Origin of the sequence: Novosphingobium sp. UBA1939 (assembly GCF_002336885.1) — a bacterium.
Classification (GTDB): domain Bacteria; phylum Pseudomonadota; class Alphaproteobacteria; order Sphingomonadales; family Sphingomonadaceae; genus Novosphingobium.
The window spans coordinates 279837-292270 of record NZ_DDFB01000137.1; the positions used below are offsets into that span (position 1 = coordinate 279837).

13 protein-coding genes are annotated in these 12434 nt (G+C 64.2%); 9 read left to right on the forward strand and 4 right to left on the reverse strand.

Annotated features, from left to right (window positions below; genetic code table 11):
• Positions 1–39: 39 nt before the first annotated feature.
• Positions 40–2343, reverse strand: coding sequence for a phosphoenolpyruvate--protein phosphotransferase (ptsP, locus tag B3547_RS19010; RefSeq protein WP_292965884.1), 2304 nt, complete (start codon positions 2341–2343; stop codon positions 40–42).
• 224 nt (positions 2344–2567) lie between these two features.
• Positions 2568–2981, reverse strand: coding sequence for a YdcH family protein (locus tag B3547_RS22010; protein ID WP_349676506.1), 414 nt, complete (start codon positions 2979–2981; stop codon positions 2568–2570).
• 93 nt (positions 2982–3074) lie between these two features.
• Between B3547_RS22010 and B3547_RS19020 the strand changes: the two genes are divergently transcribed.
• The 5 genes from B3547_RS19020 (at position 3075) to B3547_RS19040 (ending at position 6478) form a co-directional block, all read left to right on the forward strand.
• On the forward strand, positions 3075–3272 hold the full coding sequence (locus B3547_RS19020; protein WP_292965887.1) for a YdcH family protein: 198 nt from the start codon (positions 3075–3077) through the stop codon (positions 3270–3272).
• Positions 3273–3445: 173 nt separating this feature from the next.
• Entirely contained in the window at positions 3446–3907 is a 462-nt protein-coding gene (locus tag B3547_RS19025; protein WP_292965890.1) for a DUF1465 family protein, read from the forward strand.
• 45 nt (positions 3908–3952) lie between these two features.
• Positions 3953–4840, forward strand: coding sequence for an MBL fold metallo-hydrolase (locus B3547_RS19030; RefSeq protein ID WP_292965893.1), 888 nt, complete (start codon positions 3953–3955; stop codon positions 4838–4840).
• Positions 4837–5820 carry a quinolinate synthase NadA gene (gene nadA, locus B3547_RS19035; protein WP_292965937.1) on the forward strand — a complete coding sequence of 328 codons (984 nt, stop codon included), beginning with the start codon at positions 4837–4839 and terminating at the stop codon, positions 5818–5820. Before B3547_RS19030 ends, nadA begins: the two co-directional genes overlap by 4 nt.
• A 226-nt stretch (positions 5821–6046) precedes the next feature.
• Positions 6047–6478, forward strand: coding sequence for a hypothetical protein (locus tag B3547_RS19040; protein WP_292965896.1), 432 nt, complete (start codon positions 6047–6049; stop codon positions 6476–6478).
• A 237-nt stretch (positions 6479–6715) separates the two neighbouring features.
• On the opposite strand, the gene B3547_RS19045 is transcribed toward B3547_RS19040, so the two are convergent.
• Both B3547_RS19045 and B3547_RS19050 read right to left on the reverse strand, forming a co-directional pair.
• Positions 6716–7585 (reverse strand): 3-hydroxyacyl-CoA dehydrogenase NAD-binding domain-containing protein, encoded by an 870-nt coding sequence (locus B3547_RS19045; protein ID WP_292965899.1) that lies wholly within the window; start codon positions 7583–7585, stop codon positions 6716–6718.
• A gap of 63 nt (positions 7586–7648) precedes the next feature.
• Positions 7649–8551 carry a LysR family transcriptional regulator gene (locus B3547_RS19050; protein ID WP_292965902.1) on the reverse strand — a complete coding sequence of 301 codons (903 nt, stop codon included), beginning with the start codon at positions 8549–8551 and terminating at the stop codon, positions 7649–7651.
• Between the two features lie 90 nt (positions 8552–8641).
• Between B3547_RS19050 and B3547_RS19055 the strand changes: the two genes are divergently transcribed.
• The 4 genes from B3547_RS19055 to B3547_RS19070 form a co-directional block, all read left to right on the forward strand.
• Positions 8642–9823, forward strand: coding sequence for an isovaleryl-CoA dehydrogenase (locus tag B3547_RS19055; RefSeq protein ID WP_292965905.1), 1182 nt, complete (start codon positions 8642–8644; stop codon positions 9821–9823).
• Entirely contained in the window at positions 9820–10170 is a 351-nt protein-coding gene (locus B3547_RS19060; RefSeq protein ID WP_292965908.1) for a hypothetical protein, read from the forward strand. The genes B3547_RS19055 and B3547_RS19060 overlap by 4 nt, the downstream gene beginning before the upstream one ends.
• Complete coding sequence (locus tag B3547_RS19065) at positions 10167–11717, forward strand: carboxyl transferase domain-containing protein (protein ID WP_292965911.1); 1551 nt, start codon at positions 10167–10169, stop codon at positions 11715–11717. The genes B3547_RS19060 and B3547_RS19065 overlap by 4 nt, the downstream gene beginning before the upstream one ends.
• A gap of 5 nt (positions 11718–11722) precedes the next feature.
• Positions 11723–12434 (forward strand): biotin carboxylase N-terminal domain-containing protein (locus B3547_RS19070; protein WP_292965914.1); only part of this gene is annotated, 712 nt, incomplete at its 3' end.

Below are 12434 nucleotides of genomic sequence, written 5' to 3' on the forward strand. Positions count from 1 at the left end.
TGCGGAAAGCTGCAAACGGTTGCGTCCTCGTAATGATCCCTAATCGGCAATCAGCCCGCGTTCGGCGGCCCAGCTCGTGATTTCACCGCGCAGATTCGCGGGCGGATTCGCCAGCCACGCGGCCATTGCCTCGCCGATGTCGGGCAGGTGAATTTTGCGCACCATTTCCTTGATCGGTGCCACACCGGCCGGCGTGATCGACAGGCGGCGGATGCCAACGCCCATCAGCGCCAGCGCTTCCAGTGGCCTGCCGCCCATTTCGCCGCACACCGTCATCGGTACGCCCGCCGCATGGCCCGCATCGGCCACCCGCTTGATAAAGCGCAGAATAGCGGGGCTGAGCCAGTCATAACGCTCGGCCAGCTTGGGATTGGAACGGTCCGCCGCCAACAGGAACTGGGTCAGGTCATTGGTACCGATCGACAGGAAATCGAGCTTGGGCAGCAGGATGTCGAGCACTTCGGCCAGCGCGGGCACTTCGAGCATGGCGCCATATTTCACCTGCTCGGGCAACAGCTTGCCCAGCCCCTTGAGGTGCGCGAGTTGCTTCTCGAACACTTCCTTCGCCTCGTCGAATTCCCAAGGCTCCGAGATCATCGGGAACATCACATGCAGCACCCGCCCGCCCGAGGCTTCGAGCAGGGCGCGCGCCTGCACTTTCATCAGCCCCTCGCGCTCCAGCGCCACGCGCACCGCGCGCCAGCCCATCGCGGGGTTTTCCTCCTGCCCGTCCTCGTCATGGCGCAGATAGGGCAGGCTCTTGTCGCCACCGATGTCTACCGTGCGGAACACCACGGGGCGGCCCGATGCCGCCTCCAGCACTTCGCGATAAAGCCGCACCTGCCGCTCGCGGCTGGGCAAGGTGGCAGACACGAGAAACTGGAACTCGGTCCGATACAGGCCGACGCCATCCGCGCCGGTCAACGCCACATTGGGCATATCCTCGCGCAGGCCGGCATTGACCATCACCGTGATGCGCGTGCCATCGGCGGTGATCGGCACCACATCGCGCATCGCGGCATATTTGACCTGCCGCTCCTTGGTCTTGGCATAACGCTCGTCAAAAGCGATGGCCATGTCGCGCGTGGGCCGTGCGAAGGCCAGCCCCTGATCGGCATCGAGCAGGATGGGATCACCCTCGCGCACCTTGCCGCGCAGGCTTTTGACGCGGCCCAGCACCGGAATGCCCATCGCCCGCGCCACAATCACCACATGCGCGGTGAGCGAGCCTTCCTCGAGGATCACGCCCTTCAACCGGCGCTTGTCATATTCAAGCAGTTCAGCCGGGCCTAGGTTGCGCGCGATCAGGATGGCATCCTGCCGCAGCCCCATACTGGCCGCCGTGCCCAACTGGCCCGACACGATGCGCAACAGGCGGTTGGACAGATCCTCCAGATCGTGCATGCGGTCCGCCAGCAGCGGATCGTCGATCTGGCGCATGCGCATGCGGGTGCGTTGCTGCACGCGCTCGATAGCGGCCTCGGCGGTCAGGCCGGAGTCGATCGCCTCGTTGATGCGGCGGCTCCAGCCTTCGTCATAGGCGAACATCTTGTAGGTATCGAGCACCTCCTCATGTTCGCCGCCCGTGCCGAATTCGGCCTGGCTGGCCATGCGGTCGATCTGCTCGCGCATCTTGTCAAACGCCAGATAGACACGCTGGCGCTCGGCCTCGGTATCCTCGGCCACGACATGTTCGATGGTGATGCGCGGCTGGTGGAACACGGCAGAACCCGCCGCCAGCCCTTTCACCAAGGTCAGCCCGTGCAATTGTTCGGGGCCGGTGAGTGCGGCGGCCAGCCCTGCGGCCTCCTCCTCGTCCACCAGATCGGCGTTGGCGATCAGTTCGGACAGCACCATCGCCACGGTCTGCAAGGCCTCGATCTCGACCTCGGCATAGCGGCGCGGATCGGCGTGCTGCACGCAGACCACACCCACGCAGCGCTCGCGCCGCACAATCGGCACGCCGGCGAAGGAATGGAAGCGCTCCTCACCGGTTTCGGGGCGATAGGAAAAGTCGGGATGCGCGGTGGCCTCGGCCAGATTGAGCGTCTCGCTCTTGGCGGCAATCGTGCCGACCAGACCTTCGCCCACGCCCATGCGGGTGACGTGCACGGCCTCCTGCGCCAGACCACGCGTGGCGAACAGCTCGAGCATGCCTTCGCGCAGCAAATAGATCGAGCACACCTCGCTATCGAGGCTTTCGCCGATCACCTCGACCACGGTGTTGAGCTTGGCCTGTGCATGGCTGCGCGAAGCCATCACCTCGTGCAGGCCGGTCAGGATGGTGCGCGCGGCGGTGACTGCCGTGGAATTCGAGGTCGGGCCGATGGGTGCGGTGGTCATGCCCGAAAGACTAGAGCAAAGCGCGCAAATTGCAAACTTGGCGCAAGCACTTGCCGCGCAGAAATACCATTGCGCCGCAAAGCAATCCCGCATCCACAAAAGGAAACAGGGGGCGATTGCCCCCTGCCCTCATGGCTCTTGTTCGGGAAAGGTGCGAACCCTGCCAACCTCCCTGCCGGCAGGGGTTGCCCCGCCCTCTCCATAGGGCGGGGCCAGATGCCTCATCAATGCCGCGCGATTTCGTCGCGAATGCGCAGCTTGTGCTTCTTCATCGAGGCAATCATGGCAAGGTCGGGATGCGGGGATTTCATCTCTTGCTGGATACGGCGCTCAAGACCGTGGTGCTTTTCCTGAAGGGCAAGAATATGGGATGATTCCACGGGACACTCTCCTTCAAAGGTTACGACGCCCGTCCCCTTCCGGCCGCCGCAAGAGCGGGACCATCCGGCGGCGGCCGCCCGATTGCGACCCCCTGTCGCGCCATCCGACTCAACCGGCTTTTCGGGCCGATCCGATTGGCGCGAGGGAGAGGAAAACACATGTTCGCCCCCTTGCGAAGCCCCCTTTATGGCATTTTTGCGACGAACCGCGCGTGTCTGCGACCAACCGCCAAGGGAATGCCCGGAGGGCAGGTTCACCACGATTCCTGCCCGCAGCCCCTTGCTCGCGGCGGCGCGCTTGAGTAGATGAAGTTAACGCAATCGAGCCCAACCCGCGCAGGAGACCCTTCCTTGACCGAAGAGGAAATGAAGAAACGTCTCGAAGCGCTGCGGATCGAGCATCGCGACCTTGACGCGGCGATCGACGCGCTGAGCGGCGCGGGAGCTGGCGACCAGTTGCAGCTGGCGCGACTCAAAAAACGCAAGCTCAAGCTCAAGGACCAGATCGCGCTGATCGAGGACTATCTGATCCCCGATATTATCGCCTGACGGCGGGTTTCCGCGGGTCTGCCAACCCCCTGTGCAGCACCGTCATCCGCAAGAATTTCCGACATATTCCCGTAATTTGCCGTCCCCCATCGGGACTTGTCCCAATACGGGATTGTACGAAAGCGACAGGACCGTTGCAGCAAGGCCCGATCGCTGGTTAACGAGTTCTTGCTATGAACCATACCAGCAACATCAATCCCCGCATCGTCGAGGGGCTGTACTGCGAAGCTCTCGTTCTTTCGGACGAGGTTCGCGCGGCTTTTGATCTCTCGGGTCGCATCGAAGAGACCGGCGGTGACGAGGATGCCGCGCGCATCGCGCTATCCTGCGAGGCTTTGCGCACCACCACCCGCATGATGCATGCGGTGGCGTGGCTGCTCAACCATCGCGCCTTCTTTCTGGGTGAGCTCAGCGAGTTCCAGTTGCGCCGTTATGGCCGGCTGGCGCCCGACTTCCCGACGTCTGACGCGGACCGGATGGCGCTGCTCTCGCCCGACATCCGCACGCTGATCCGCACCACGGAAGATTTCTACGCCCGCCTGCTGCGCATCGACCGCAGCTGGCGCGAGAGCGCGCCGGGCGCACCGCGCGCGCTCGACCAGTTGCGGGCACGTTTCGGACAGCAAGTGGCCTGATCCGCCTTGCGCTGATGCAGGCCAGCCCCCATATGCTGGACTGCGATGGATCTCCCCCCGACCCCTTGGCCCACCGGCGCGCTTGAACGGCTCGAGCCGCTGGTGGCGCGCGTGCTGGCTCCCAATGCCAGCCCCTACACCTATACCGGCACCCAGACCTATCTGGTGGGCGACGCGCGCGGCATGGCGGTGATTGATCCGGGGCCGGACGATGTCGCGCATCTCGATGCGATCATGGCCGCGCTGGGCGATGCGCCCCTGCTGGCGATTGCCTGCACCCACACCCACCGTGACCATTCTCCCGCTGCCGCCCCGCTGGCCGCGATGACCGAGGCGCGCATCATCGGCTGCGCCCCGCTGACGATGGAGGATGAAGGCCCGCGCGCTGACGCTGCCTTCGACACTTTCTATGCGCCGGACACCGTGCTGACACATGGCGAGGCGATCCACCTGCCCGCCGCCACATTGCGCGCCATCCACACGCCGGGCCACACCAGCAACCACCTGTGCTATGCGCTGGAGGAGAGCGGCGCGCTGTTCACCGGCGATCATGTGATGGGCTGGTCCACCAGTGTTGTCTCGCCGCCCGATGGCGACATGGGCGACTATCTCGCCAGCCTCGAGATGCTCTATGCCCGCGAGGACCGCGTCTATTACCCCGCACACGGGGCGCAGATCGACAATCCACGCCAGTTGGTGCGCGGCATGATCGGCCACCGCCGCGCGCGGGAAAAACAGATCCTGCGCCATCTGGAAAGCGGCGTTTCCGATATTCCCGCCTTCGTGGCGGCCATGTATCGCGGGTTGGATTCCCGTCTGCATGGCGCGGCAGGACGATCGGTGCTGGCGCATCTGCTCGATCTGGAGCAAAGGGGCCATGTACTACGCGAGGGCGCCGAGGCATGGGCGCTGATGACGGAGAATGGACAATGACGGTGCAGGAATCCTTGGCTGGTCTCGATTTGCGCGCGGAAATCGACCGCCTCCGCAAGGAGAAGAACGCGGTCATCCTCGCCCATTATTACCAGAAGCCCGAATTGCAGGATCTGGCCGATTTCGTGGGCGATAGTCTCGAACTCTCGCGCAAGGCGGCGGAAACCGATGCCGAGGTGATCGCCTTTTGCGGCGTCAAATTCATGGCCGAGGTGGCCAAGATCCTCAGCCCGCAGAAAACCGTTGTGCTGCCCGATCTCAATGCCGGTTGCAGCCTTGAGGATGCCTGCCCGCCGCAAGCCTTCCGCGCCTTCCGCGAGGCCCATCCCGACCATATCGCGCTCACCTACATCAATTGCTCGACCGAGGTGAAGGCGCTCTCGGATATTATCGTCACCTCGTCGAGCGCGGAAAAGATCCTCGCCCAGATCCCGCGTGACCAGAAGATCATCTTCGGGCCGGACCGCCACCTCGGCGGCTATCTGGCCCGCAAGTTTGACCGCGAGATGCTGCTGTGGCCCGGCGTCTGCATCGTGCATGAAGCCTTCAGCGAAACCGAACTGCTCAAGCTGAAGGCGCAGCACCCCGCAGCCCCCATCGCCGCCCACCCCGAATGCCCGCCCACCATCGTCGACCATGCCGACTATGTGGGCAGCACCAGCGGCATCCTGAACTATGCCAAGGCAATGGAAGGCGACACGCTGATCGTCGCCACCGAGCCGCATATCATCCACCAGATGCAGCTCGCCCTGCCCCACAAGACCTTCATCGGCGCGCCGGGTGCCGACGGCAACTGCAACTGCAACATCTGCCCCTATATGGCGCTCAACACGCTGGAAAAGCTCTATCTCTCGCTGCGCGATCTGACGCCGCGGATCGAGATCGAGGAGCCGCTGCGCCTTGCCGCGAAGAAAAGCCTCGACCGGATGCTGGATATGGCCAGCGGCACGGTGGGGCTGGGCGATCTGGGGGCGCGTTGATTGCTGGTGCGGCGGTAAGAGTGCCTCCGGCGGGTTAAGGGCTATTGCCCTTAACAATCCCCATACTGTCTGCGTTGCGCTTCGGGTTTGACCTTGCGGGGTGATGCGAAGTTGATGTCTATTATTTCGCTTCGCGGGTAGAAAAGTGGACGGTCAGGACACGCTGCTATAGCTGTAGATGGCGAATAGGGCTATATTCTGCATCATGTTTGACGCAATTTGGCATATGCGCGGTACCGCGCCCGCGCCTAGAGGGGCATCGGATCAAGAGGTCACAGATCGCATTGAGCGGCTTCTAATCAAGCAGTACAAGACAGTGACCGCTCGAGAGCCCAGCCGCGTTGTTTTTGATAATCCGCTTTGGACGACTTGGCTTTCGCCAAACTGGCTTGCGTTAGTTGCATATGATCATGGCGATTTTTCGGTGAACGATGAGATCAATGGGCGCGTCGTTCGCTACGATTTGCGTAGTCTTCACGCCTTGGTATTCTGCTTTCTGGTCTCGGCAATATTCGCCTGTTTTGGCTTTGCCGCGCGCGGATTTTCCGGTGCAATTGAGTTTACTGCATTTGCATTCAGCTGGCTGTATGGGATGAACATGCTTTTGGCTTGGACGCGCGTACCGCGATTGATCGGCAAGGCAATGAACGAGCGCTAGTGTCCACTCCCGCCTAACTTTCCAGCCACACACCCGCCGCGAAGCGGCAGTCAAAGCCCGCCACGCCGCGCCCTCACGCAAGGCTGAACCCGCAACACCACGCAGACAGTATGGGGATTGCGAAGGGGCAACCGATTTCTCTCGAGAAATCGGCACGCTGAAACCACCCTTTGCCCGCCGGAGGCCTATAGTCGGAGGCCCGTCACCAGACCTCCGACCACATCTCCAAAATCGGCGTCACCGCGTCGGGACGGGCGTCTCGCCGGAATAGTCATAGAAACCGCGGCCCGTCTTGCGACCCAGCCAGCCCGCCTCGACATATTTGGCCAGCAGCGGCGCGGGGCGGTATTTGCTGTCGCCGGTCGAATTGAGCAGAATCTTGGTGATTTCGAGGCAGGTGTCGAGCCCGATGAAGTCGGCCAGTTCGAGCGGCCCCATCGGATGGTTCAGCCCCAGCCGCGCCGCCGTGTCGATATCCACCACATTGGCCGTGCCCGCGCCCAGCGTGAACACCGCCTCGTTCAGGATCGGCATCAGGATGCGGTTGACGATAAAGCCCGGCTCGTCCTGACTCATCACCAGCGTCTTGCCCAGCCCGCGCGCGAAGTCCTGCGTGCGAGTGATGGTGTCGGCGCTGGTCGCAAGGCCGGGGATGATCTCGATCAGTTGCATCACCGGAACGGGATTGAAGAAATGCAGGCCGATGAAGCGCGCCGGATCAACCGTGCCGCGCGCCATGCGGGTGATCGGGATCGACGAGGTGTTGCTGGCCAGAATGGCGTCGGCGCCCAGCACCTTGCCCGCCACCTCGAAGATCTTGGCCTTGATGTCCTCGCGCTCGGTGGCGGCCTCGATGATAAAGCCTGCCTCGGCAAAGGGCGCATATTCCCCGACCGGCACGATATTGGCGAGCGTGGCCTCGGCGGCCTGCGCGGTGATCTTTTCCTTGGAGACAAGGCGCTCCAGCCCCTTGCCGATCTTGGCCTTGGCCTTCTCGGCCAGTTCGACGCTCACATCGGCCAGCCACACCTTGTGGCCAAAGCTTGCCGCCGTCTGGGCAATGCCCGAACCCATCTGGCCCGCACCGATCACACCTACGCTCTGCATCGTGTATCACCTTTCCTTGTTCGACCCCGACGCTGGCGCCGCTTGCACTGGCGCCGCGCTGGATTAGGGAGCCCTCCTAGCACAGGTCCCCAGCGTCAAGCCATCGGCAAACAGGCTTGCCACCTGCGCCAAAGCGTCGCGCGCCGCCTCGCCCCATGACGGATCGTGAAGAAAGCCGATTCTGCGCCGGAAATCATACCCTTCCACCGCCAAGGGAACCGTGCCTGCCACCGCCAGCGAGGCGGGCGCGGTGGTGATGCCCAGCCCCGCCGCCACCATGGCCAGACAGCGCTCGTCGCTCGGTGAGCGCAGCGCGAAACGGGGGCGCACCCCCGCGCCGGTGAAGAAACGGCTGGTCTCCTCCAGGATCTCGCAAGAGCGGCGCGCGATCATGATCTCGCCCGCCAATTCCTCGGGCGCCACGCTGGCCCGCCCCGCCAGCGGATGGCTCTGCGCCACCAGCATTGTGTAAGGCTCCTCCCAGAGCGGATGGACCGCCAGCCCGCTCTCGCCCCCACTCTCGCTGTCACGCAACAGGGTGAGCGCCAGATGGATGCGCCCCGAGGCCAGCGCGGTACGCAGCTCGTAATCGGTGCCCTCGATCATCTCGATGCCATGCTCGCGCCCCAGTGCCTCGACGATGGTGTGCAACTGGTGGCTGGCAATGCTGCGGATCACCCCCAGCCGCAGTGAGGGCCATGCCACCGCCGCGCTGCGGCCGAAATTGTCCGCCGCGCGAAAGCCGCGCTCCAGATCGCGGGCGATGGGCAGAAAGGCACCACCCACCTCGGTCAGGCGGATATGGCGCCGGTCACGCAAGAATAGTTGCGCGCCGACCAGCCGCTCCAGTTCGGCAATGCCGGTGGAGAGCGTGGGCTGGGTGACATGCAGCCGCGCGGCGGCGGCCACAAAACTGCCCGCATCGGCAAGGGCGAGGAACTGGCGGATATGGTTGCGCTTTATCATAGGTTTTTTCTATACTAGACCTCGCGAAGTTTCAATTTTTTGAAATCCCTCTCCCGCATTATTCTGGCCCGCAAAACGAGAGAGGATACCATGAAAGCCACCCCCGATTTCGACTTCGCGCTGGGCGAACATGCCGGGATGATCCGCGAAAGCGTCGCCCGCTTTGTCGATGACCAGATCGCGCCGCTGGCCGCGCGGATCGACGCCGAGGACAGCTTCCCGCGCGCGCTGTGGCCGATGATGGGCGAGCTGGGCCTGCATGGCATCACCGTGGAGGAAGCCGACGGCGGGCTGGGTCTGGGCTATCTGGAGCATGTCATCGCGGTGGAGGAGGTAAGCCGCGCCTCGGCCTCGGTGGGCCTGTCCTATGGTGCGCATTCCAATCTCTGCGTCAACCAGATCCGCCGCTGGGGCACGGCGGAGCAGAAGGCGCACTATCTGCCCAAACTGATTAGCGGCGAGCATGTCGGCGCTCTGGCTATGAGCGAGGCAGGCGCAGGCAGCGATGTGGTGGCGATGAAGCTCAAAGCCGAAGCCGTCTCTGGCGGGTTCCGCCTGAATGGCACCAAGTTCTGGATCACCAATGGCAGCCATGCCGATGTGCTGGTGGTCTATGCCAAGACCGACCCCCAGGCGGGGGCCAAAGGTATCACCGCCTTTCTGGTCGAGAAGCACTTTGCCGGTTTCTCGATCGGCCAGCATATCGACAAGATGGGCATGCGCGGCAGCCCCACCGCCGAACTGGTGTTTCAGGACTGTTTCGTGCCGGAGGAAAACGTGCTCGGCCCGCTGCATGGCGGGGTAAAAGTGCTGATGAGCGGGCTGGATTACGAACGCGTGGTGCTGGCCGGATTGCAGATCGGGATCATGCAGGCCTGTCTTGACACGGTGATCCCCTATGTGCGCGAGCGGCAGCAGTTCGGCAAGGCGATCGGCACGTTTCAACTGATGCAGGCCAAGGTGGCGGACATGTATGTCGCGCTGCAATCGGCGCGGGCCTATGTCTATGCCGTGGCGCGGGCGTGCGACGCGGGGCGCACCACCCGCTTTGACGCGGCAGGCGCGATCCTGCTGGCCAGCGAGAGCGCCTTCCGCGTGGCGGGCGAGGCGGTGCAGGCGCTGGGCGGGGCGGGTTATACCAAGGACTGGCCGGTGGAGCGCTATTTGCGCGATGCCAAGCTGCTCGACATTGGCGCGGGCACCAACGAGATCCGCCGCATGCTGATCGGGCGGGAACTGATAAATGCAGGTTTGAGCGGGGGGAGGACATGATCTGGAACCAACTGGCCGCAGCACTGATGGTAGCCACGGGTCTGGCCCATTCGGTGATCGGCGAAAGGCGTCTGATCGGGCCGTTGCTGGCGATTGATGCGCCACTGCTGCGCGTGATGCTTGCGCGGCGGGTGATCCGCTTTGCATGGCATCTCACCACGCTGCTGATGGGGCTTTGCGCGGTCCTTGTCCTGTGGCCCGCCATGCCCCGGCTGGTCATTGCGGTAACAGGCGGCCTTTGGTTCGCCGCTGGCGTGTTCGACGCGGTGGCAACGCGCGGTCAGCATATCGGCTGGCCGTTGTTGACGCTGGCGGGGCTGGCCGCCCTGATGGGAGCCTCCGCATGAACGCGCCCGTCATCCCCACCACGCTGGACCGTGACGCGCCCGACGCGCGCGCCCGCGCTGCACACAACCGCGCTCTGGCCGAGGATTTGCACGCCCGCGTGGCCAAAGCCGCGCTGGGCGGCGGCGCCAAGGCGTGTGAACGGCACGAAGCGCGCGGCAAACTGCTCCCCCGCGAACGCATCAACCGCCTGCTTGATCCTGCCTCGCCCTTTCTGGAAATCGGGCAACTGGCGGCAGGCGGACTCTATGGCGACGAGGTTCCCGGCGCAGGCGTAATCGGCGGCATCGGCCGCGTCTCGGGCCGGTTGGCGATGGTGCTGGCCAATGATGCCACCGTGAAGGGCGGCACCTATTACCCGCTCACCGTCAAAAAGCATCTGCGCGCGCAGGAGATCGCCGCCGAAAACCGCCTGCCCTGCCTCTATCTGGTGGACAGCGGCGGCGCCAATCTACCGCATCAGTCAGAAGTCTTTCCCGACCGCGACCACTTTGGCCGCATCTTCTACAATCAGGCCAACATGAGCGCGCAGGGCATTGCCCAGATCGCCTGTGTCATGGGCAGTTGCACGGCGGGCGGCGCCTATGTGCNNGCCGGCCCGCCGCTGGTAAAGGCCGCCACTGGCGAGGACATCAGCGCCGAGGATCTGGGTGGCGGCGATCTTCATGCCCGCACATCGGGCGTAGCCGACCATCTGGCCGAGAATGACGACCATGCCATCGCCATCCTGCGCGACATTGTCAGCCATCTCGGGCCGCGCCACCCCGCCCCTGTGGGGCGACAGGCCCCGCGCGAGCCGCTCTATCCCGCCGAGGATCTCTACAGCCTAATCCCGCAGGATGTGCGTGCGCCCTACGATGTGCGCGAGGTGATCGCACGTCTGGTCGATGGCAGTGAATTCCACGAGTTCAAGGCCTTGTTCGGCACCACGCTGGTCTGTGGTTTTGCCCATATCCATGGACTTCCGGTGGCGGTGCTGGCCAACAATGGCGTGCTGTTTTCCGATTGCGCCACCAAGGGCGCGCATTTCATCGAACTGGCCTGCCAGCGCGGCATTCCGCTGCTGTTCCTGCAAAATGTGAGCGGCTTCATGGTTGGCGGCAAATACGAGGCCGAGGGCATCGCCCGCCACGGCGCCAAACTGGTGACGGCGGTGGCAACGGCGCAAGTACCCAAGATCACTGTGCTGATCGGCGGCAGTTTCGGTGCGGGAAATTACGGCATGTGTGGCCGCGCCTACCAGCCGCGCTTCCTCTTCACCTGGCCCAACAGCCGCATCAGCGTGATGGGCGGCGAACAGGCCGCCAGCGTGCTGGCCACGGTCCACCGCGATGCCGCAGCATGGACGCCGGAACAGGCCGAAGCCTTCAAATCCCCGATCCGCCAGCAATTCGAGATCGAGAGCGATCCCTATTACGCCACCGCCCGCCTTTGGGATGATGGCATTATCGATCCGGTGCAAACCCGCGATGTGCTGGCGCTGGCGCTCGAAGCCTGTCTGGAAGCCCCCATCCCCGAAGCCCCGCGCTTCGGTGTGTTCAGGATGTGAGCGCCATGATCGAATCCCTGCTGATCGCCAACCGTGGCGAGATCGCCTGCCGCATCGCCCGCACCTGCCGCGCGATGGGCATCGAGTATGTAGGTCTCTATACCGACGTGGACGCAGCGGCCCCCCACCTCGCCGTGATCGGTGAGTCGATCGGCCTGGGCGGTGGCAGCGCGACCGAGAGCTACCTGCGCATCGATGCGGTCATCGCTGCGGCCCAGCGCTGCGGTGCGCAGGCCATCCACCCCGGCTACGGCTNNGGCGAGATCGCCTGCCGCATCATCCGCACCGCCCGCCGCATGGGGATCCGCACCGTGGCGGTCTATTCCGAGGCGGATGCGGGCGCGCTGCATGTGCGCATGGCCGACGAGGCCGTGGCCATCGGCCCCGCCCCCGCGCGCGATTCCTATCTGACGGGCGAGAGCATCCTTGCCGCCGCCAAGGCCACGGGCGCACAGGCCATCCATCCCGCCTATGGCTTCCTGTCGGAAAATGCCGGATTTGCCGAAAGCGTGATCGCCGCAGGCTTGGTGTGGGTCGGCCCGCCGCCCGCCGCCATCCGCGCGATGGGGCTGAAAGATGCCGCCAAGGCCCTGATGCAGGCGGCGGGTGTGCCCGTCACACCGGGCTATCTGGGCGAACGGCAGGAAGCCGGTTTCCTTGCCGCGCGCGCTGCCGAAACGGGCTATCCCGTGCTGATCAAGGCGGTGGCGGGCGGCG

Excerpts from the sequence above, each read along its gene's own strand:
- ptsP (WP_292965884.1), bottom strand. The coding sequence starts at position 2,343 with ATGACCACCGCACCCATCGGCCCGACCTCGAATTCCACGGCAGTCACC.
- B3547_RS19025 (WP_292965890.1), top strand. The coding sequence starts at position 3,446 with ATGAACCATACCAGCAACATCAATCCCCGCATCGTCGAGGGGCTGTAC.
- B3547_RS19030 (WP_292965893.1), top strand. The coding sequence starts at position 3,953 with ATGGATCTCCCCCCGACCCCTTGGCCCACCGGCGCGCTTGAACGGCTC.
- nadA (WP_292965937.1), top strand. The coding sequence starts at position 4,837 with ATGACGGTGCAGGAATCCTTGGCTGGTCTCGATTTGCGCGCGGAAATC.
- B3547_RS19040 (WP_292965896.1), top strand. The coding sequence starts at position 6,047 with ATGCGCGGTACCGCGCCCGCGCCTAGAGGGGCATCGGATCAAGAGGTC.
- B3547_RS19045 (WP_292965899.1), bottom strand. The coding sequence starts at position 7,585 with ATGCAGAGCGTAGGTGTGATCGGTGCGGGCCAGATGGGTTCGGGCATT.
- B3547_RS19050 (WP_292965902.1), bottom strand. The coding sequence starts at position 8,551 with ATGATAAAGCGCAACCATATCCGCCAGTTCCTCGCCCTTGCCGATGCG.
- B3547_RS19055 (WP_292965905.1), top strand. The coding sequence starts at position 8,642 with ATGAAAGCCACCCCCGATTTCGACTTCGCGCTGGGCGAACATGCCGGG.
- B3547_RS19060 (WP_292965908.1), top strand. The coding sequence starts at position 9,820 with ATGATCTGGAACCAACTGGCCGCAGCACTGATGGTAGCCACGGGTCTG.